The organism is Neobacillus niacini (genome assembly GCF_048572935.1).
Taxonomy (GTDB): domain Bacteria; phylum Bacillota; class Bacilli; order Bacillales; family Cytobacillaceae; genus Neobacillus; species Neobacillus niacini.
Genome location: NZ_CP183883.1, coordinates 2,642,804 through 2,662,068, shown reverse-complemented (window position 1 = coordinate 2,662,068; position 19,265 = coordinate 2,642,804). Strand labels below are relative to the sequence as shown.

Here is a 19,265-nt window from a genome sequence, read left to right as displayed (position 1 = left end):
TTTGCCATGCTGTTTGTATTTAATGACACTCTGGACAACGTCCATAAATCTCGAATTTGTGTCCTGAAATGTCGTACCCTTTTAAATCCTCACTTAAACTGTTCATTGGGCAAGTTTCAATTTCCTTCGTCTTACCACAATCCAAACAGATGAAATGATGATGGTGTTGGTGGCGTGAACAGGAAAAGCGAAAGTGCTTTTCACCAGATAGCTCCGTCATCTCAAGAATTCCCATTTTAACAAAAAGAGAAAGATTACGATAAATGGTATCAAAGCTTAACCCTGGATAGTCTTCCTTTAATTCATCCAAAACATCCTTGGCAGTTAAATATTTATCACTATCTGCAAACAATTGAAGCATATCTTCTCTTTTTCCCGTTTGTTTAAATCCATTTTCTTTTAAGAATTGTATGGCTTCATTTACATTCACCCTGCTGCACCCCCTTGTGAAACCTGACTTTTTATCATTAATTTTTTATAAATGATTGTAAATACTAAAATAACCACCGCAATCATAACAATCGTTCCACCAGGGGCAAGGTCTAAATAATAAGAGCTAAACAGTCCTCCAAGAACTGCAATTTCCCCAAAAATGATTGACAGGAAGATTGTTTGTTTAAATCCTTTAGCGATGCGTATACTCGCCGCCACCGGCAAAGTCATCAATGAAGAAACAAGCATAATCCCGACAATCCGCATAGAAGCAGCAATTACAAGTGCCACCATGATAATAAAGATGAAATGAATGCTCTTTGCAGCAATCCCAGAGGCTTTTGCGTGCTCTTCATCAAAAGATAACAAAAATAGCTCTTTATATAATAAAATGACCGTGACTATAACGACGATACTAATAGCAAATATAACCCATAAATCTGTACGGCTTACCGCAGAAACACTGCCAAATAAATAACTATACAGATCCGTATTAAAACCATCAGCGAGTGAAATAAAAATAACGCCAAGCCCTATTCCCCCAGATAAAATAATCGGGATAGCGAGCTCTTGGTAATGTTTATAAACGCCCCGCAGCTTTTCAATGAACAGTGAGCCCCCTACTGAAAAAACCATTCCTAAGTAAAGGGGATTAAGGCCACTTAATACAACAAAGTATTTTTCTAGTAATAAGCTGGCTGCAATACCTGCTAATGTAACATGACTTAGGGCATCCGCAATCAAAGATAGCCTCCTGACAACAATGAAGACGCCTAATAACGGTGCAAGAAATCCAATCAGGATTCCTGTTAGGAAGGCATTTTGTAAGAATTCATATTGAAAAATTCCTTGAATCATTTTAAAACGCCTCCGTGGTCATGTTGATGGGAAAGAAGATGGACATCCGTTCCATAAAATTCAGACATCCCCTCACTTTGATGCTTTTCAAATTCACTTGTTTCACCATGAAAATGTAAATGCTTGTTCAGACAAGCAACATGGGTCACTTTATCTGAAATGGTTCCAATGTCATGTGTAACTAAAAGGAGGGTAATCCCTCTCTGTTTATTTAAGTCAGCGAGCATATGGTAAAATGAGTTTACATTTTCAGCATCCACGCCAACGGTTGGCTCGTCTAGAATTAATAGCTCAGGCTCACTCACAAGTGCTCGGGCAATAAAAACTCTTTGCTGCTGCCCTCCTGACAACTCGCCTATATTTCGATTAGTAAACTTCCTCATTCCTACAGCTTCCAATGCTTCATGGACTTTTAGGGTATGCTCTTTCTTAAAAAAGCGGAACAACCCAAGCTTTTTTGTTAATCCACTAGAAACAACTTCAAAAACCGTAGCAGGGAATCCGGTATTAAATGAGTTAGCTTTTTGTGAAACATAACCGATTTGCTGCCAATCTTTAAATTTATTTATTTCTTGTCCAAATAAGCGAATTTCTCCTTTTTGCGGTTTCAATAATCCTAAAATCAATTTTAACAGTGTTGATTTCCCGGAACCGTTTGGACCGACAATCGCTAGAAATGACCGAAATGGTACAGTGACATTAATATTTTCTAGGACTGTATCTTTTTCATAGCGATAAGAAAGATTGTTTATTTCAATAACAGATTGTGATTTCATACATTCACACCTTAATTTTAAGAATCATTCCGATTTAACTTAAAGTAGTATACAATAGGATCTTATCAATGTAAAGTCTTTACCTTTACAGGGTATCGATTTCAATTTGTAACACTCTATTTTCCCCCTTCATACATTGGATGAAGGGGTGATGAGTGTGAAGATTTTTGAGAACATTATAAATCATAAGATTAATACCATTACTGGTGATGAACTTTTCAAGTATGCAGAACAGTTTAATATCCGTGTAAATCGGCAGCAGGCATATAAAGTTGCTCAATACTTAAAAGGAAAGAATGTAAATATATTTGATGATCGTGAAAGGTCAGCATTGATTAAAGAAATTGCAAAAATTGGAGGACCTGAAGTTGCAAGAGAAGTAAATAAACTTTTTGTTCAATTTACAAAATGACATTCAAAAAGCTGTGCCAAAAGCACAGCTCTTTTGTTACCCGAGTAAAATTTTATCTAGGAGGTCTTCGTTAAACTTTTGTTGACGGAGCATTTCGATTTCGAATGCGTATGGCGGTTTTTTGTTATTTTTGTCCTCGCCGACGAATGGTGTCTCGAGTATTTTTGGTATGTCAGTCAGCTGTGGGTGGTGTACGATGTAGTTAAGAGCGTTAAAGCCGATATGACCAAAGCCGATATTTTCGTGACGGTCTTTTCTCATCCCTACTGCGTTTTTACTATCGTTGATATGAAGAACTTTTAACTTATCTATGCCAACAATTTTATCAAATTCATTTAACACACCATCAAAATCCTCAACGATATTATAGCCGGCGTCGTGTGTATGACACGTATCAAAACATACGGAAAGCCGGTCGCTATAGTTTACGCCATCCATGATCATCGCCAATTCCTCGAACGACTTTCCACATTCAGAACCTTTGCCTGCCATTGTTTCTAAGGCTATTTGTAACTGCTCTTTCCCCGTTAATACCTCATTTAAACCCTCGATGATTTTCTTTATACCAGCCTCTGTACCTGCCCCAACATGTGCACCAGGGTGCAGCACGATTTGCTTGGCACCAATGGCCTCTGTTCTTTCAATTTCTGTGCGTAAGAATCTTACACCCAATTCAAACGTATCAGGATTTGTCGTATTCCCTATATTGATAATGTACGGAGCGTGGACAACAATTTCAGAAATCCCGTTTTCCTCCATATGCCTTCTGCCTGCTTCGATATTTAAATCTTCAATTTTCTTCCTTCTAGTGTTTTGCGGCGCACCCGTGTAGATCATAAAAGTATTTGCACTATATGATAGAGCTTCTTCACTTGCAGCTAATAACATTTTTTTACCGCTCATTGAAACATGTGAACCTATTTTCAGCAAACCCTCTCTCTCCCTTCACTATTACTTCTTCTTTAATCTTCTTTGACGTTTTTTTATTTTGTCCATTTCCCACTGCATTTTCTTTTTGTAACCCGGCTTTACCTTTTGAGGCTTTTTGACCATAGTTTTGGCCGTCTTCTCTGCTTCATCCTCTTTCCTTACACGGGTTTTTCTTTTATTACGATCCTCTAATTCAACAAATTCCTCTTTTTTAAGATCGACGTACTTAAATTGTATTCCCATTTTTTCAAGGCGGTTTAATGCATCCTCGTCCGATATATCATATATTGTCAGGGCTACTCCTGTATTACCAGCTCTAGCAGTCCTTCCTACTCGGTGAACGTAAAAGTCCAAATCTGTTGGTAACTCATAGTTGATAATATGACTGATTCCTTCAATATCAATTCCCCTTGAAGCCAGATCAGTGGCAACAATATACTGGTACTCTAAATCTTGTATTTGCTTCATCATTTTTTTTCGTTCGCGAGGGTTTAAATCTCCGTGAACGCGAGCAACTTTAAGGCCTTTGTTAATCAAGAAGTTGGCAACTTCCTCAGCCATTTTTTTGGTATTAGTAAAAACGATGGCTAAATATGGGTTGTACTGAATAAGTGCGTCATGAACTAGTTGCTTTTTATTTCGGTGTCGGGAAGGTATTAGGTAATGGGTTAAATTTTCTGCCGTTTTCCTTTTTGCGTCAATTTGAATGGTTTTTGGATTCTCCATATACTTTTTAAGAAATGGTTTAAGTTTTTCTGGAATGGTTGCAGAGAATACAAGCATTTGTAGTTTTTCAGGCATTTTCGCTGCCACTTGATCCAGATCCTCAATAAATCCCATATCAAGCATCATATCCGCTTCATCCACTACAAGTACGTCGGAAGTATGGACAAAGAGTGCTTGTTCAACCATGAGGTCTTTTATTCTACCTGGAGTTCCTACCACAATATGGGGCTGAATCTTTAATTTATCAATAGTTCTTTGCTTGTCAGTTCCACCAATATAACATCTAGTCATTATTGCCTTATCAGGACTGCAATGCTCTGTCACCTTTAGAATTTGATGGTAAATTTGCGAAGCAAGCTCTCTTGTAGGTGCAGTGATGACAGCTTGTACCTCTTGGCGCTCAGGATTTATTTTTTCTAATATAGGCAAAACAAAAGCAAGTGTTTTCCCTGTTCCAGTTTGTGATTGACCAATTGCACTTTCATTTTTTAAAACTAATGGAATCATCCGTTCTTGAATTTCTGTTGGTTCATAAAAACCTTGTTCCTTTACTGCTTCTATAATAAATGGCTGAAAATTAAAACGCTCAAAACGATTTTGCTTCATGTTATTGCTCCTTATATATTAATATCTACCGTTTATGGAGTAAGTTTCTTACCTTAGCAAGAGCTTCCACTTTTATATCCATCATATCATTATAGTAAAGATTCATTGAAATAACCAGTTATTATCATCTTTTACCTTTAAACAACTTTTAATCAGAAAAATTTACAGTTTATCTTTGTGCTTATTCCTAAACCAATTTTAATTCGTTGCATACCTTAAATTATAAGGCTTTTTTGAGAGGGGAACGTACGATGCAGCAGCCAAGACCGAGATATTCACTGCCTGGGCATATGGGAGCCAATGTGATGGGTCCGCGACCGTTTGGAGGTCAGCAACAAACAATGCCTCCGTATGGCGGCTACGGGCCAATGATGAGATACCCGCAAAACTTTACCGGTGGAAGACCTATGATGGGACAAACGATGGGAAGAGGCCAAGGCAGAGGAAATGGCGGTGGTTTACTTTCGAAGATACTTGGCGGAAAAAAACAAGGTAATCAAATGGGTGGTTTTAGAGGATTACAGACAGCCAGCAAGGCTGTTCCAAATGGTTCTAGAGGAGTTGGCTCCATTCTTCAAACTCTGAGTAATCCTGATGGCCTCACAGGATTTCTAAATAATACCCAACAGGTTTTAAAGACAGCCCAATCTATCGGTCCAATGATTCAGCAATATGGACCAATTGTAAAGAATCTTCCGATGATGTGGAAACTGTATAAGGGATTTAAAGATATGCCAACCGAGGAGAAATCTGAGGAAGATAGAACAGAAAAACCGATAATGGAAAAGAAATCTGTCCAAGATGAGGAAGAACCGAAGAAAAAACAAAAAAAGAAAAAAGATTTGGAAAATGATCCAGTTGTTGAAAGAAAACCTCAAAACGGTCCTTCTATTCCAAAACTATACATTTAATTGAGAGATGCTGAAAAAACAGCATCTTTTTATTTCTTTCTTATTTTCACAGGAAAAATTCACAAAAATTTCTAAGGTAAAATGTATCTTTGTATTATTTCTATTAGTTTTATATAATAATTACATAGATTCAAAGTCAAATGTTCCTTAGGAGGACTTTATTATATGCAAATTATAAAGATTTCACCCCGCGGATACTGTTATGGTGTGGTTGACGCCATGGTAGTTGCTAGAAATGCGGCATTAGATAAATCATTACCGCGTCCTATCTACATTCTTGGAATGATTGTTCATAATAAACACGTAACCGATGCTTTTGCCGAAGAGGGGATTATTACGCTTGATGGTAAAAATCGTAAGGATATTCTAGAGAAAGTTGACTCAGGCACTGTCATTTTTACAGCCCACGGTATATCTCCTGAGGTTAGGGAGCTTGCGAAAAAGAAAGGTCTTGTAACAATTGACGCAACCTGTCCAGATGTAACGAAAACTCATGATCTGATAGAAGAAAAAACAAAACAGGGATATCAGGTTATTTACATCGGGAAAAAGGGCCATCCAGAGCCTGAAGGTGCTATAGGCGTGGCTCCAGGTGCCGTACATCTTGTTGAAACACCAAGTGATGTGGAAGCCTTGGACATTACGAGTGAAAAATTAATTGTTACAAATCAAACCACCATGAGCCAATGGGATGTTGCCGATACTATGAAAAAGGTACAGGAAAAATATCCTCATGCGGAAGCTCACAATGAAATCTGCATGGCAACACAAGTTCGTCAAGAAGCAGTCGCTGGTCAGGCAACAGAAGCCGATGTGACCATTGTTGTTGGTGACCCAATGAGCAATAATTCTAATAGACTGGCACAGGTTTCTGAAGAAATTGCTGGTACAAGGGCATATCGTATTGCTGATATTTCTGAGTTAGAAATTGATTGGATAAAAGATGCAAAGCATGTAGCCGTAACCTCTGGCGCATCTACTCCGACGCCGATTACCAAAGAAGTCATTACATTTTTAGAACAATTTGATCCCAATAACGAAGCTACATGGGAACGCCGCAAAAATGTACCACTTAATAAAATATTACCTAAAGTAAAAAAATAATTTTTATCTCTTAGGACGGTCACCTTTGAGATATAAAAAAACACACGACATTTTCGTGTGTTTTTTTATTATTTTTTTACGAACTCAGACAGGACTAGAAGGATATCGTCCTTAATAGTGAATACAAGGTGTATTTGGACAAGGCTAGTTGCTTTTTCAAGTACGCTGTCTGAATAACTGCTTTATTCGGACAAGGTCTGGCTGTTTTTTCACTTTTACTGTCTGAATGCGTGCTCTTTTCGGACAAAGCGAGCTCCTTTTTCCACCTAAGCTGTCTGAATACCTTCTCTTTTCGGACAGGCGAGCTCCCTTTTCCACCTAAGCTGTCCGAATACCTTCTCCATTCGGAAAAGGCTAGCCCCTACTCCACCTAAGCTGTCTGAATACCTTCTCTTTTCGGACAGGGCTAGCCCCAAATTCCATCTAAGCTGTCCGAATACCTTCTCCATTCGGAAAAGGCTTGCTCCCTTTGCACTCGCCTTGTCCAAATACTTACAAGTTCCCACGTATCCCCATTATTTTCACAGTTTTTAAACGAATTGAAATGGATCTGTGTTAACTTCTGAAGGGAATATTTCTACTTCGTAACCAGATTCTTTGCACATTTTTGAAAGGATACTGGTAAGTCCTTTTTTCATGACTTTTTCGACATTATGACCGGGATCTATCATGTTTAACCCCTGCATCATCGCGTCATGAGCAGTATGGTAATAAATATCTCCTGTAACGTAGACATCTGCACCCTTAAACTTTGCGCTCATGAAATACTTGTTTCCATCTCCGCCCAATACAGCGACTTTCTTGACCCGCGAAGATAAGTCCCCCACTACCCTAACTTTGTCCACTTCTAAAGCTTCTTTTACCCTCTCAGCAAATTCAGCGAGTGTCATTTCCTTAACCTTCCCGATTCTACCGAGTCCAAGCACCTCACCGTTATTCTCAACTGGATAAACATCATATGCAACCTCTTCATATGGATGCACCTTTATCATCGCTGTGATTGCTCTCTTTAATAAAGACTCTGGTACAATTGTCTCAATTCTTACTTCATCCACTTCTTCTAATTGACCTTGCTGTCCGATATGTGGATTGGTGTTTTCTCCGGGTAAAAATCGACCTGTTCCATCTGTTGAAAATGAACAATGACTATAATTTCCAATAAATCCAGCACCAATGTCCCCTAAGACCTTCCTTATCTCCTTCGCATGACTTATCGGTGTAAAAACCACTAATTTCTTAAGTTTTGTTTCATATGTAGGTACCAGCACTTCTGAGTTTTCTAAACCGAGTGCTTCAGCTAGGAGGTCATTTACCCCTCCTTTCGCCACATCAAGGTTAGTATGCGCTGCATAAACAGCGATATCATGCTTTAACAGTTTTTCAATCATTCTTCCTTGTACTGTGTCGGTTAAGACATTCTTAAGAGGACGAAAGATTGGCGGATGATGGGCAATAATCAGCTGTACATTTCTTTCTATTGCTTCATCTATCACCTCTTCAAGCACATCAAGAGCAATCATTACTGTATCTATTTTCTTATTCAAGCGTCCAATTTGTAAGCCTATCTTGTCACCTTCCATCGCAAGACCCTTGGGAGAAAACCGTTCAAATAGTTGAATGATTTCATGACCATTCACTTTCTTCATTGTCCAATACCTCCTCTATAAGATTGATTTTTTTAACAACCTCTTGTTTTTTCTCTTCCGTTTCAGCAGAGGGTGCGGCACTTTCAAGCTGTTCATAGATTCGCTTCCAATTCTTCTTTTCCAAAAGCCATTTCTTCGTAAACGGTGCTTCTTTTCTTTGCAGAAGAAAAGGTCCCACTAAAATGCCCGTTTCAAAGGGTACGTCACGATAGGGCTTTAAAGCGTCTCCTTTTTCCGCTGCAAGTATTTCATAAATTTTGTTATCCTCTTCAATGATTTCTTCTGAGATCAATTCCCACTCATTATCGATTAGCCATTGCCGAATGGCGATTGCATTGATATTTGGCTGCAGCACAAGACGCCTTACAGTAGCTAACTTTTCTTTCCCTTTATCTAAAATATCTGCAATGAGACTTCCACCCATACCCGCAATAGTAATACAATCTGCGTCGCCAGGCTGAATCACCTCTAACCCATCGCCCATTCTAACGGAAATGATGTCAGAGAGCCCCTCTGCCATTACATTTTTTTCAGCGGACTGAAATGGACCTTTTGCAACTTCTCCAGCAATCCCAAAAGAAATACGTCCGTTCTTAGCAAGGTAACTAGGCAGGTATGCATGATCAGAACCAATATCCGCTACCCTTGCACCAAAGGGAACATATTTTGCTACCGTTTCTAACCGAACTGATAATTTATCTGTATTCAAATCATTCACCACTTTTTATGTATTATTACTAGTATAAAAAAAGTCCTTTACAGAAGCAAAGGACCTTTTCATTGAAAATTATTTAATATTAGCTAACCAATCAGCCATTGCGTCAGCTTCATCTGGTTTTACGAGACCAGCTGGCATGTTCCCTCTACCATTCGTAATCACGTTTTTGATGTCATCCTTGGATAACCTGTCACCAACACCTGTTAGTGCAGGACCCATTCCCCCTTGGTATGCATCCCCGTGACAGCCTATACAAGACTTGTAAATGTCTTCAGGTGCTCTTACAACCTGTTCTGTTTCAGTACCGCCTTCTTTTTCCTTGGCAAGCTCATCCATATCCCCGAGGCCTTTGAAAGACAATAAGAACATTAGTCCGATTCCAAATACAAAAATCAGGATGTAAGGAATAACCGGATTTCGATTCATCATATAACCTCCCTTATGTACGTAAAACTGTAAATAAATAGTCTTCTACAAACAACTACTATTTTACTTTAAAAACTTCAGAAGGAAAAGCCCTAAACTTATTTTGTCACGATAATATTACTAAAAAATGCAATAAATAGCTGTTATTTTTAAAGTCAGCCCTTTTATTCTTCCCTAATATGTCAATTACTTATTTGAAGAATTAAAAACATATAAAAATTTTAGTTATATTTGAATATGATTTTCTCATTCCTAACATATACTGTTTAAATAATACAATAAAGATAAACCTTTCTTAGAAAAGTGATTTGTGAATTTTTTAAAAAAGGATTACTTTTACCTATTTGCAAAGTGTAAAACAATTCAGTAAAATAAATACAAATGCCAAATAGAAAGTGCTTTCATTTCCAATTCACTCTTTCAAAAAAATAGTTTACCCCTTAGTTAAGAAGTAAACTATCTCTTATGTTTAATTTTATTCTAAAAAGTCTTTTAGGCGTTTGCTGCGGCTAGGGTGTCGTAATTTCCGCAATGCCTTTGCTTCAATTTGTCGAATACGTTCACGGGTTACACCAAAGACTTTTCCAACCTCTTCAAGAGTACGAGTCCGCCCGTCATCAAGCCCAAATCGTAAGCGAAGTACGTTTTCTTCCCTGTCTGTAAGTGTATCCAGTACATCTTCAAGCTGCTCTTTTAATAACTCATAGGCAGCATGCTCTGAAGGCGATGTAGCGTCTTGGTCTTCTATGAAATCACCTAGGTGAGAATCATCTTCTTCACCAATAGGAGTTTCCAGCGAGACAGGCTCTTGAGCAATTTTCAAGATTTCTCTAACTTTATCCGGTGTTAAGTCCATATCCTCGCCAATCTCTTCTGGAGTTGGTTCGCGGCCAAGGTCCTGAAGTAATTGTCTCTGCACACGGATAAGTTTATTAATGGTTTCAACCATATGCACAGGAATACGAATGGTTCTAGCTTGGTCAGCAATAGCTCGGGTAATAGCTTGGCGGATCCACCAGGTTGCATACGTACTGAACTTAAATCCTTTACGGTAGTCGAATTTTTCAACTGCTTTGATTAGTCCCATATTCCCTTCTTGAATCAAATCAAGAAATAGCATACCGCGTCCAACATACCGTTTTGCAATACTAACGACAAGACGGAGGTTAGCTTCTGCTAGGCGTCGTTTTGCTTCTTCGTCGCCTTCCTCAATACGGTTAGCTAGTTTTATTTCTTCTTCAGCAGAAAGCAGGTCTACTCGACCAATTTCTTTTAAGTACATACGAACTGGATCGTTTATCTTTACACCAGGAGGAACGCTAAGGTCATTTAAATCGAACTCATCGTCATCTCCTTTTGCTAATTGCTTAGGGTTTGGATCTTCTTCGTCACTTTCTCCTACTAATTCGATTCCTTGATCACCGAGGAATTCATAAAATTCATCCATTTGATCGGACTCTAAATCAAAATTTGCCATTCTTTCCGCAATATCATCGTAGGCAAGGACTCCGGTTTTTTTACCCAGTACCGTTAACTGATCTTTTACTTGTTCGAAGGTCAATTCATTCTCGGCCTCTTTTGAACGTGCTGATTTTTCAGCCATATGTCCCCCTCCTTCCAGAATCAAAGACATTCAAAATGGATTCTATAGCGATTTACGCAATTGACTGATTTCAGTAGCAATTGCAGCTGCTTTACTATAATCACTTAGTCGCTCTGCTTCTTTAAGTTCCACTTCTTTTTCTTTTATCTTTAACAATTTTTGATAATTCAACACCTGTTTGATATAATCAGCTAATTCTTGATTGCTCAATTCGTCATTAACTGACATCATTTCGATGTCAGCGACTATTCTTCTAAGATTTCCATCTTGAATATAGGTTAAAAATGCACTAGAATCAGGATTCATGTGTTCTTCGTAAAAACCAATTAGATAGGTTATTATTGCCTGATGTTCATCGGTATTAAACGTGTTACCCTGTAATAAGTCCTGAACCTTATAAGCGGTATCGCGATCTTTTAACATATGGGCAATTAATCGCCTTTCAGCAGTATAATGTGCAGGTTTTAATTTGTTATCCTGTTTTATCATTACACTTGGCCTATTGGCAGGCGCTTGGTTTTGACCACTCAAATTCCTTTTTTCCGTAAAGAAAATCTGCTTTAACTGTTGTTGTAATGCGTCTAAAGAAATCGAAAATTCTGAGGCAAGTTGACGCAAATAATGATCCTTTTCAACAGCTTTTGTCAATTTACTTATTTCTTTAAGTATTGTTTCGATATAAGCAAGCCGTTCTCCTTCAATTTGAAGATTTTTTCCTCTTCGAAAGTAAAGAAATTTAAACGCCATCCATGTATGACTTGCCCCTATTACCTCATTTTGAAACTTTTCTGGACCATTTTTTTTTATATATTCATCTGGATCTAGTCCATCGGACATCATAGCAACTCTAATGGTACAACCAGCGTCATTAAGCATATTTCCTGCTCTAAAAGCTGCTTCAATTCCGGCTTTGTCCGAATCAAAGCAAATTGTAATGGACTGGGTATTTTGACGTATTAGTGTGATGTGCTCTTCTGTCAAGGAGGTACCCATTGTAGCGATACCATTTTCCACACCAGACCTGTCAGCAGCAATTACGTCTGCAAATCCTTCAAAAAGAACTGCTTGCTGCAGTTTGCGTATACTCGGTTTGGCCAAATGAAAGTTATATAAAATTTTACTTTTATTAAAGATTGCTGTTTCGGGACTATTTAAATACTTGGGCTCATCATTCCCTAAAGATCTTCCTGAAAAAGCAATACTGTTTCCATTTCGGTCAAAAATCGGAAACATAATTCGATCTCTGAAGCGATCAAAATAGGTTCCATCTCTTTCTCGCTTGATAATCAAACCGGCTTTTTCCATTAATTCTGGAGAAAAATCTCTTTTAGTAAGGAATTTATAAACAAATTCCCATGAATTTAAGGAATATCCTATTTGAAATTTATCAATCGATTCTCGGGTAAATCCTCTTTTCAGCAAATACTCTAAAGCATGTTGACCATCTTTTGTATTTACCAATAAGTGATGGTAAAATTTGGTTAATAGCTCGTGTGCGTCAAGCATCGACTGAAGTTCCGGAGAAACACTCTTCCCCTTCCCATTAACGGAGAAGTTGACTTGTAAGTCAATATCAGCCTTATCAGCTAATTTAATGGCTGCTTCTAGAAACGAAATTCCTTCAAGCTCCATTAAGAATGAGAAAACATTTCCACCCGCTCCACAGCCAAAGCAATGGTAAATTTGTTTATCGGATGAAACGGAAAATGATGGGGAGTTTTCTCCATGGAAAGGACATAATCCGAAGTAATTTCGCCCTTGTTTTTTTAGTTGAATATATTCACTAATTATTTCAACAATATCAACAGACTGACGAATTTGATTAATTTTTTCTTCGGCAATCCGTTCTGCCATGAAAACATCTCCATTGTACTTATTCTACAAAGAAATCTAAATTCCTGCATTTTTCGACATTTTTTCTAGTAGTCGTTTCACACATATTGATCGATCATCAGGATTAAAGGCTTTGATCCTTTCGATACATGTATCAGTAATATCCCCCTTTGCAGTTTGATTCATGATGAATAAGTCCGCTGCTTCTCTCTGGAATCGATAGATTTCCAAGTTAAAATACCGTATGTAGTCTTGTTATTTCCATGATAGCCATTAGAAGCGATAAAAAGAACTTTGGCGGAAAATGCAGAAGTACCTTCGACAAATTCCTTATCAATCGGACATGAATCTGCATCTACAAAAATAGTTGGAATGCCTTTTGTATAAGTAATAATTCTACATCATTCCGCATATTCCTTCTTTAAGACGCTAACTTTTTAGGAGCAGCCCCAAAAAGCTTATGTCGAATTTTTTTCTGTAGGTTCCCTTGACATCTAACAATAAATAGTTTATTCGTATACAGGCAAGTCTAAACCTAAAAGATTCATTTTTATCACAATTTTTTATTATAGTACATTCTTTTATACATTTCCATAGTTTTTTACGGTTTAAATGAAAAACACATAATCTAAGATTATGTGTTAAGCTCTTCTTTTATGAAAGTAATTTAGAATAACATTTGCCGTTTCTTCAACTGCCTTATTGGTTACGTCAATAACTGGACAATTAATTCTATTTACTATCTTTTCAAAGAAGGTTAATTCATCACGAATTCGCTCAATATTTGCATAGCTGGCTTGATCATTTAGACCTAATGAAATTAACCGCTCACGCCTAATATTATTAAGTTTTTGAGGACTGATTTTAAGTCCAAAGCATTTCTCTGCAGGAACCTTATACAATTCATCAGGCGGGTCAACTTCAGGAACTAACGGTACATTAGCAACTTTTAAACGCTTCAAAGCTAAATACTGGGACAACGGAGTTTTTGATGTTCTAGATACTCCAATTAAGACGATATCGGCTTTTAGTATCCCTCTGGGGTCGCGTCCATCATCATATTTAACAGCAAACTCAATGGCTTCTACTTTTTTAAAGTAATCTTCATCTAGTTTCCTTACAAGTCCTGGTTCGCACAGTGGCGTTTTCCCGCTGAAAATTTGGATTTGGTCCATAATCGGACCCATTAAATCTACAGCATAAATCCCTGCTTCATCTGCCTTTTCCTTCATATACGCACGCATATCTGGTTTTACCAAAGTAAAAGCAATCATAGCGTGGTCCATCGTAACAAGTGAAACTACTTCATCAATATGTTCCTTATCCTCAACATAAGGGAATCTTTTCAATGTCATTCCTGACCCATTAAATTGGCTAATTGCCGCTTTTGTAACCAATTCAGCTGTTTCCCCTACCGAATCAGATACTACATATATGACAGGACTAATCATTCTTCCTCAACAGCTCCTCTAGAAAATCCTATTATTATTTCATTCAGGTTTTGGGACGTCCTATTATTATCCATTACCCAAGGCAACGAATGCTTTCGTAATATTTGTCTTCGTAATTCTCCCTATTACTTCATATCCCTGTTCTGACGGTCTAACTATAGGTAAAGCGTCAATTTGTTTATCAATTAGTAATTTAGCAACATCGATTAAATTATCATCCATTTCACACGTTGTAATATTTGGCATTCTGGTCATAATGATGTTGATTGGTAGTGCAGTAAGCTCTTGTTTGCCAATACTTGCTCTTAGAAGGTCCTTTCTTGATAACACACCAACTAGCAGGGAGTTTTGGTCTACCACAAATAATGTCCCCACATCCTCAAGGAACATTGTACAAATTGCGTCGTATACCGAAACGTTTTCCTTTACTAAGATAGGGATTGAATTATAATCCCTTACACGTATTTTTTGAAGGTTTTCAGTCAAAAGCTGAGTTCCGGATTTACCAGTATAAAAATATCCTACACGTGGTCTTGCGTCTAAATATCCAGCCATTGTTAAAATGGATAAATCAGGCCTTAATGTTGCTCGTGTCAAATTTAGCTGTTCTGCAATGTTTTCCCCGGTTATTGGTCCATTATCCTTCACAATTTGAATGATAAGTTCTTGGCGTTTGGTCAGTTCTATTTTTCTCACCACCATTTTTAATCCATTATGTAGAGGGGCGGACGGACCGCACCCTCAGAAAAATTTAAACCTAAAACATTATCTTTTCTTGGAGGAAAGTGACTAATTCTGCAAGTGGTACTCGTGTTTGTTCCATGGTGTCACGGTCTCTGATTGTTACCATATTGTCTTCTTTTGAATCAAAATCATATGTGATACAGAATGGTGTACCAATCTCGTCATGTCTTCGGTAACGTTTACCAATTGAACCTGCTTCATCATAGTCAACGGAGAAATGCTTGGCTAAAGTTTGAAACACTTCTTTGGCTTCTTCAGAAAGTTTTTTAGACAAAGGTAAAACTGCTGCCTTAAATGGTGCAAGTGCAGGATGGAAATGCATAACTGTTCTTGAAGTACCATCTTCAAGTTGTTCTTCATCATAGGCATCAATTAAAAATGCTAATGTTACCCGGTCCGCACCAAGAGAAGGCTCGATACAGTATGGTATATATCTTTCATTTGTCTCTGGGTCAATATAGTTAAAGTCCTCACCAGAGAATTGCATATGCTGCTTTAAATCATAATCCGTTCTTGAGGCTACACCCCAAAGTTCTCCCCAGCCAAATGGGAATTTATATTCAAAATCGGTTGTTGCATTACTATAATGCGAAAGTTCATCTTCCGAATGGTCTCGAAGCCTTAAATTTTCCTTATTTAAGCCTAATGAATGAAGCCATTGCTCAGCAAAATTCTTCCAATAATCAAACCACGTTAACTCTTCGCCAGGCTTACAGAAGAACTCAAGCTCCATTTGCTCAAATTCACGCGTACGGAAGGTAAAGTTTCCAGGCGTGATTTCATTTCGGAAGCTTTTTCCAATTTGTGCAATTCCAAAAGGTAATTTCTTTCTCATTGTACGCTGGACATTTTTAAAGTTAACAAATATCCCTTGTGCTGTTTCAGGGCGTAGGAAAATCTCATTCGTACTAGACTCGGTAACCCCTTGGAAAGTTTTAAACATTAAGTTGAACTGACGGATGCCGGTAAAATCATGACTGCCGCAATCAGGACAAGCAATATTATGTTCTTTTACCAGTTCTTCCATTTTATCAAATGGCAGGCCATCAACAATCATCTCTACTCCCTTTTCATCAAGAGCATTTTCAATTAACTTATCGGCACGGTGTCGTGCTTTACAGTTTTTACAATCAATCATTGGATCGTTAAAGTTGCCGATATGACCGGAAGCTTCCCAAGTTCTTGGGTTCATTAGAATGCTAGCGTCCAAACCAACATTGTATGGTGATTCTTGAACGAATTTTTTCCACCATGCTTGTTTAATATTGTTTTTAAACTCTACTCCAAGTGGACCGTAATCCCACGTATTTGCCAAACCGCCGTAAATTTCTGAACCTGGAAAAATAAATCCTCTATGTTTCGCGTGAGAAACAATCTGCTCCATTGATACTTTCATTTTCATTACTCCTCTTCAATAAAATAAAAAACCCTCGTCGCTATGCTTAAAATAAGCATAGGGACGAGAGTTACCCGCGGTTCCACCCTATTTGCTGCAATACAGCAGCCTCTTTTATGTGTTGTACACATGATTTGCTCAAGAACGCCTTCCTTAGGTCCCTATACCCTAGCTCACACCATCCTAGGTTCGCTTTTACAGAGATTGCTAAGTACTCTTTTCCATCATAGCAACTATTTATTATTAAGACACATAATAACGAAATCTAAAATAAAAGTCAATAAGTCAAACTAAATTTGGTTTCGAAATTTTTCCATGGACTGGAGAAATTTCTTTGTTTTTAAATATAGGCCGGAATACTCTTCGTAGTAAGCCGTAATAACCTGTTTCAGCTCATCCTTTGTCCCTTGTTTTACTGAAATGTTTCCTAATCTCGTGAGATCAAAATAATAAAAGAGTCGTAATAATTTTACAGATGATGGCGATAATTTATAATGGTATGGGTCCTTTTCTATACAACGATGGCATATAAACCCGCCTTCCCGAATGGAAAAAGAAAAAAGTCCGTCTGTGCTGCCGCAAACGGAACATTGATTTAGAATAGGATGTAATCCCAACACATTCAGCATTTTCATTTCATAAATATTCATAAGAATATCTGGATCGTATCCTTCATTTAAAAAATTAAGTGTTTGAAAAAGAAGTTCGAAATGATATGGGTTTGGTTTTTTATCATCCGTACATTTATCAGTCAATTCAACGATATAACTAGCATAGGCGGTGAGGAATATATCTTCCCCAATACCGCGAAAGCTGGTAATCATTTCTCCCTGTTGTACACTGCCTAATCCAGTACCTCTTTGTACTAGAAAATAACCGTGGGTAAACAGTTGGGTAATGGAGGAAAGCCGGCTATTAGGCTTTTTTGCCCCTCTTGCCATAACGCCGATCTTTCCCCACTCCCTAGTATATAGAGTTATAATTTTATTGGTCTCACCATAATCTGTAGTTCTAATGACGATGCCTTCACACTTTTGAAGCATAGCTGTCACCATCCCGATACATTAGACAACTTATGAAACGGGAAAATCCATTTGCGCTAGATCTTCATTCTGATTTCCGGGTATTTCTTGGTTTTCCTTCTCGAGCTCTTTAAAGAGAAGATAAGTGTCAATATTGCCTGTCTGTAGGAATACTTTCCACGTAAAATCCATCATCGAAAACCCCACCTTTCATGATTTAACTAGCCATTTTAAGAATCCCAAACCTTACAATTATCATAGCCTGCCTATGGAAAAATCATAAGACGAAAATATTGTTAATGTTGTCCATGCATAATTTTATAAGAATGTTAATATTTTTATTAGGGTGTATGGTATTAATACTCGTCTTCATTAAAACCAAAATCGCGAAGCTGGGACATTTTATTCCGCCAATCTTTTTGAACTTTTACCCAAAGCTCTAAGAAAACTTTTGAGCCTAAAAGATTTTCAATGTCCACACGGGCTCGTTTTCCAATTTCTTTGAGCATACTTCCTTGTTTCCCAATAATAATCCCTTTTTGAGAATCCCTCTCGACAATGACAGTTGCCATCACATGGATTATATCCTTTCCCTTCTGCCGTTCCATTTTATCTAGGACAACAGCAAGAGAATGAGGGATTTCTTCACGTGTTAAGTGCAGCGCTTTTTCTCTAATTAGCTCGGTGATAATAAATCTTTCTGGGTGATCGGTTACCTGATCCGCCGGATAATACTGAGGTCCTTCAGGTAAATAGGCTTTAATTTGTTCTAACAGTCGTTCAACATTATTTCCCTCGAGTGCTGAAATGGGAATAATTTCTTTAAAGGAATACTTTTCTTTATATGATTCAATTAATGGCAGTAATTCATCCGGATGTATCTGGTCAATTTTATTTATAACAAGGAAAATAGGTGTGTTGATGGTTTGAAATTTTTCGACTATAAATTCCTCGCCACGACCAAAACCTTCCTCAGCATTTACCATAAATAGAATTAAATCAACTTCTTTTAGTGTATTTTGCGCAACTTTCATCATAAAGTCGCCGAGTTTATGCTTTGGCTTATGAATCCCTGGTGTGTCAATAAACACCATTTGGGTATCATCTAAGGTCAATACACCCTGAATTTTATTACGAGTAGTTTGAGGTTTATCGCTCATAATTGCAATCTTCTGACCTATTACTCGATTTAAATAGGTGGACTTTCCTACATTAGGGCGCCCAATAATTGAAATGAAACCTGATTTATAACCTTTATTAACATTACTCAGCATGTAAATCCTCCGGAGAAAAGGCACCTGGAAGTAACTCTGCTACTGTAAGTTCTAAAACGTCACCTTTAAGATTAGTTAAAACGACTTTCATGTCTTTGTGACAGAGCTCCGAGATTACTTGCCGGCATGCCCCGCATGGAGAGCAAGGTCGATCAGTATCAGCAACAACTGCAAGCATCGTAAAGTTTCGATCACCTTCAGAATAAGCCTTAAATAATGCAGTACGTTCAGCGCAATTGCACATGCTATAAGCGGCATTTTCAATGTTACAGCCATGATATATTTTTCCATCTGTTGTTAATAATGCTGCTCCCACCCCAAATTTAGAATAAGGAACATAGGCTTTTTCCCTTGCTTTCTTTGATTCTTCGATTAATTTCTCGATGTTCAAAGTTCA

Annotated in this window: 20 protein-coding genes; 3 read left to right on the top strand and 17 right to left on the bottom strand. The window is 37.7% G+C overall.

Annotated features, from left to right (window positions below):
- Positions 1-19 precede the first annotated feature (19 nt).
- The 3 genes from ACN6MT_RS12845 to ACN6MT_RS12835 are packed head-to-tail and all read right to left on the bottom strand — an operon-like array spanning position 20 to position 2,066.
- The gene (locus ACN6MT_RS12845; RefSeq protein ID WP_034675760.1) at positions 20-430 is read right to left on the bottom strand and encodes a Fur family transcriptional regulator; all 411 of its coding nucleotides are present in this window, start codon (positions 428-430) and stop codon (positions 20-22) included.
- On the bottom strand, positions 427-1,290 hold the full coding sequence (locus ACN6MT_RS12840; protein ID WP_419956118.1) for a metal ABC transporter permease: 864 nt from the start codon (positions 1,288-1,290) through the stop codon (positions 427-429). The genes ACN6MT_RS12845 and ACN6MT_RS12840 overlap by 4 nt, the downstream gene beginning before the upstream one ends.
- Positions 1,287-2,066: a metal ABC transporter ATP-binding protein gene (locus ACN6MT_RS12835; RefSeq protein WP_034675755.1), complete on the bottom strand. Its 780-nt coding sequence runs from the start codon at positions 2,064-2,066 to the stop codon at positions 1,287-1,289. The genes ACN6MT_RS12840 and ACN6MT_RS12835 overlap by 4 nt, the downstream gene beginning before the upstream one ends.
- Before the next feature lie 157 nt (positions 2,067-2,223).
- Between ACN6MT_RS12835 and ACN6MT_RS12830 the strand changes: the two genes are divergently transcribed.
- Positions 2,224-2,478: a DUF2624 domain-containing protein gene (locus ACN6MT_RS12830; RefSeq protein ID WP_419956117.1), complete on the top strand. Its 255-nt coding sequence runs from the start codon at positions 2,224-2,226 to the stop codon at positions 2,476-2,478.
- Positions 2,479-2,514: 36 nt separating this feature from the next.
- Here the strand turns inward: ACN6MT_RS12830 and ACN6MT_RS12825 are convergent, their stop codons facing one another.
- Positions 2,515-3,408 (bottom strand): deoxyribonuclease IV, encoded by an 894-nt coding sequence (locus tag ACN6MT_RS12825; protein WP_419956116.1) that lies wholly within the window; start codon positions 3,406-3,408, stop codon positions 2,515-2,517.
- Positions 3,409-3,429: 21 nt separating this feature from the next.
- Complete coding sequence (locus ACN6MT_RS12820; protein ID WP_419956115.1) at positions 3,430-4,740, bottom strand: DEAD/DEAH box helicase; 1,311 nt, start codon at positions 4,738-4,740, stop codon at positions 3,430-3,432.
- A 251-nt stretch (positions 4,741-4,991) separates the two neighbouring features.
- Here ACN6MT_RS12820 and vrrA point away from each other — a divergent pair, with 251 nt between their 5' ends.
- Both vrrA and ACN6MT_RS12810 read left to right on the top strand, forming a co-directional pair.
- Positions 4,992-5,651: a VrrA/YqfQ family protein gene (vrrA, locus tag ACN6MT_RS12815; RefSeq protein WP_419956114.1), complete on the top strand. Its 660-nt coding sequence runs from the start codon at positions 4,992-4,994 to the stop codon at positions 5,649-5,651.
- Between the two features lie 165 nt (positions 5,652-5,816).
- Positions 5,817-6,755 (top strand): 4-hydroxy-3-methylbut-2-enyl diphosphate reductase, encoded by a 939-nt coding sequence (locus tag ACN6MT_RS12810; protein ID WP_034675741.1) that lies wholly within the window; start codon positions 5,817-5,819, stop codon positions 6,753-6,755.
- 530 nt (positions 6,756-7,285) lie between these two features.
- On the opposite strand, the gene ACN6MT_RS12805 is transcribed toward ACN6MT_RS12810, so the two are convergent.
- From ACN6MT_RS12805 to ACN6MT_RS12750, 12 genes are all read right to left on the bottom strand, one after another.
- On the bottom strand, positions 7,286-8,401 hold the full coding sequence (locus ACN6MT_RS12805) for a Nif3-like dinuclear metal center hexameric protein (protein WP_419956113.1): 1,116 nt from the start codon (positions 8,399-8,401) through the stop codon (positions 7,286-7,288).
- Positions 8,379-9,110: a tRNA (adenine(22)-N(1))-methyltransferase gene (locus tag ACN6MT_RS12800; protein WP_419956112.1), complete on the bottom strand. Its 732-nt coding sequence runs from the start codon at positions 9,108-9,110 to the stop codon at positions 8,379-8,381. The genes ACN6MT_RS12805 and ACN6MT_RS12800 overlap by 23 nt, the downstream gene beginning before the upstream one ends.
- A gap of 78 nt (positions 9,111-9,188) precedes the next feature.
- On the bottom strand, positions 9,189-9,545 hold the full coding sequence (cccA, locus tag ACN6MT_RS12795) for a cytochrome c550 (RefSeq protein ID WP_034675735.1): 357 nt from the start codon (positions 9,543-9,545) through the stop codon (positions 9,189-9,191).
- A gap of 475 nt (positions 9,546-10,020) precedes the next feature.
- Entirely contained in the window at positions 10,021-11,148 is a 1,128-nt protein-coding gene (gene rpoD / locus ACN6MT_RS12790) for an RNA polymerase sigma factor RpoD (RefSeq protein ID WP_034675043.1), read from the bottom strand.
- 42 nt (positions 11,149-11,190) lie between these two features.
- Positions 11,191-13,002 carry a DNA primase gene (dnaG, locus tag ACN6MT_RS12785; RefSeq protein WP_063251330.1) on the bottom strand — a complete coding sequence of 604 codons (1,812 nt, stop codon included), beginning with the start codon at positions 13,000-13,002 and terminating at the stop codon, positions 11,191-11,193.
- 620 nt (positions 13,003-13,622) lie between these two features.
- The gene (locus ACN6MT_RS12780; protein WP_034675036.1) at positions 13,623-14,432 is read right to left on the bottom strand and encodes a pyruvate, water dikinase regulatory protein; all 810 of its coding nucleotides are present in this window, start codon (positions 14,430-14,432) and stop codon (positions 13,623-13,625) included.
- Positions 14,433-14,498: 66 nt separating this feature from the next.
- Positions 14,499-15,134: a helix-turn-helix transcriptional regulator gene (locus ACN6MT_RS12775; RefSeq protein WP_169803634.1), complete on the bottom strand. Its 636-nt coding sequence runs from the start codon at positions 15,132-15,134 to the stop codon at positions 14,499-14,501.
- Between the two features lie 55 nt (positions 15,135-15,189).
- Positions 15,190-16,572 carry a glycine--tRNA ligase gene (locus ACN6MT_RS12770; RefSeq protein WP_034675037.1) on the bottom strand — a complete coding sequence of 461 codons (1,383 nt, stop codon included), beginning with the start codon at positions 16,570-16,572 and terminating at the stop codon, positions 15,190-15,192.
- 290 nt (positions 16,573-16,862) lie between these two features.
- Positions 16,863-17,615 carry a DNA repair protein RecO gene (gene recO / locus ACN6MT_RS12765; protein ID WP_419956111.1) on the bottom strand — a complete coding sequence of 251 codons (753 nt, stop codon included), beginning with the start codon at positions 17,613-17,615 and terminating at the stop codon, positions 16,863-16,865.
- Between the two features lie 30 nt (positions 17,616-17,645).
- Positions 17,646-17,789, bottom strand: coding sequence for a YqzL family protein (locus ACN6MT_RS12760; RefSeq protein WP_075686228.1), 144 nt, complete (start codon positions 17,787-17,789; stop codon positions 17,646-17,648).
- Positions 17,790-17,950: 161 nt separating this feature from the next.
- Complete coding sequence (gene era / locus ACN6MT_RS12755) at positions 17,951-18,868, bottom strand: GTPase Era (protein ID WP_419956110.1); 918 nt, start codon at positions 18,866-18,868, stop codon at positions 17,951-17,953.
- The gene (locus ACN6MT_RS12750; RefSeq protein WP_063251331.1) at positions 18,858-19,259 is read right to left on the bottom strand and encodes a cytidine deaminase; all 402 of its coding nucleotides are present in this window, start codon (positions 19,257-19,259) and stop codon (positions 18,858-18,860) included. The genes era and ACN6MT_RS12750 overlap by 11 nt, the downstream gene beginning before the upstream one ends.
- Positions 19,260-19,265: the final 6 nt, after the last annotated feature.

Bases quoted from the DNA above. Each gene is read 5' to 3' on its own strand.
- ACN6MT_RS12840 (WP_419956118.1), bottom strand. From the start codon at position 1,290: ATGATTCAAGGAATTTTTCAATATGAATTCTTACAAAATGCCTTCCTA.
- ACN6MT_RS12835 (WP_034675755.1), bottom strand. From the start codon at position 2,066: ATGAAATCACAATCTGTTATTGAAATAAACAATCTTTCTTATCGCTAT.
- ACN6MT_RS12820 (WP_419956115.1), bottom strand. From the start codon at position 4,740: ATGAAGCAAAATCGTTTTGAGCGTTTTAATTTTCAGCCATTTATTATA.
- vrrA (WP_419956114.1), top strand. From the start codon at position 4,992: ATGCAGCAGCCAAGACCGAGATATTCACTGCCTGGGCATATGGGAGCC.
- ACN6MT_RS12810 (WP_034675741.1), top strand. From the start codon at position 5,817: ATGCAAATTATAAAGATTTCACCCCGCGGATACTGTTATGGTGTGGTT.
- ACN6MT_RS12805 (WP_419956113.1), bottom strand. From the start codon at position 8,401: ATGAAGAAAGTGAATGGTCATGAAATCATTCAACTATTTGAACGGTTT.
- cccA (WP_034675735.1), bottom strand. From the start codon at position 9,545: ATGAATCGAAATCCGGTTATTCCTTACATCCTGATTTTTGTATTTGGA.
- rpoD (WP_034675043.1), bottom strand. From the start codon at position 11,148: ATGGCTGAAAAATCAGCACGTTCAAAAGAGGCCGAGAATGAATTGACC.
- dnaG (WP_063251330.1), bottom strand. From the start codon at position 13,002: ATGGCAGAACGGATTGCCGAAGAAAAAATTAATCAAATTCGTCAGTCT.
- ACN6MT_RS12780 (WP_034675036.1), bottom strand. From the start codon at position 14,432: ATGATTAGTCCTGTCATATATGTAGTATCTGATTCGGTAGGGGAAACA.
- ACN6MT_RS12775 (WP_169803634.1), bottom strand. From the start codon at position 15,134: ATGGTGGTGAGAAAAATAGAACTGACCAAACGCCAAGAACTTATCATT.
- ACN6MT_RS12770 (WP_034675037.1), bottom strand. From the start codon at position 16,572: ATGAAAGTATCAATGGAGCAGATTGTTTCTCACGCGAAACATAGAGGA.
- recO (WP_419956111.1), bottom strand. From the start codon at position 17,615: ATGCTTCAAAAGTGTGAAGGCATCGTCATTAGAACTACAGATTATGGT.
- ACN6MT_RS12760 (WP_075686228.1), bottom strand. From the start codon at position 17,789: ATGATGGATTTTACGTGGAAAGTATTCCTACAGACAGGCAATATTGAC.
- era (WP_419956110.1), bottom strand. From the start codon at position 18,868: ATGCTGAGTAATGTTAATAAAGGTTATAAATCAGGTTTCATTTCAATT.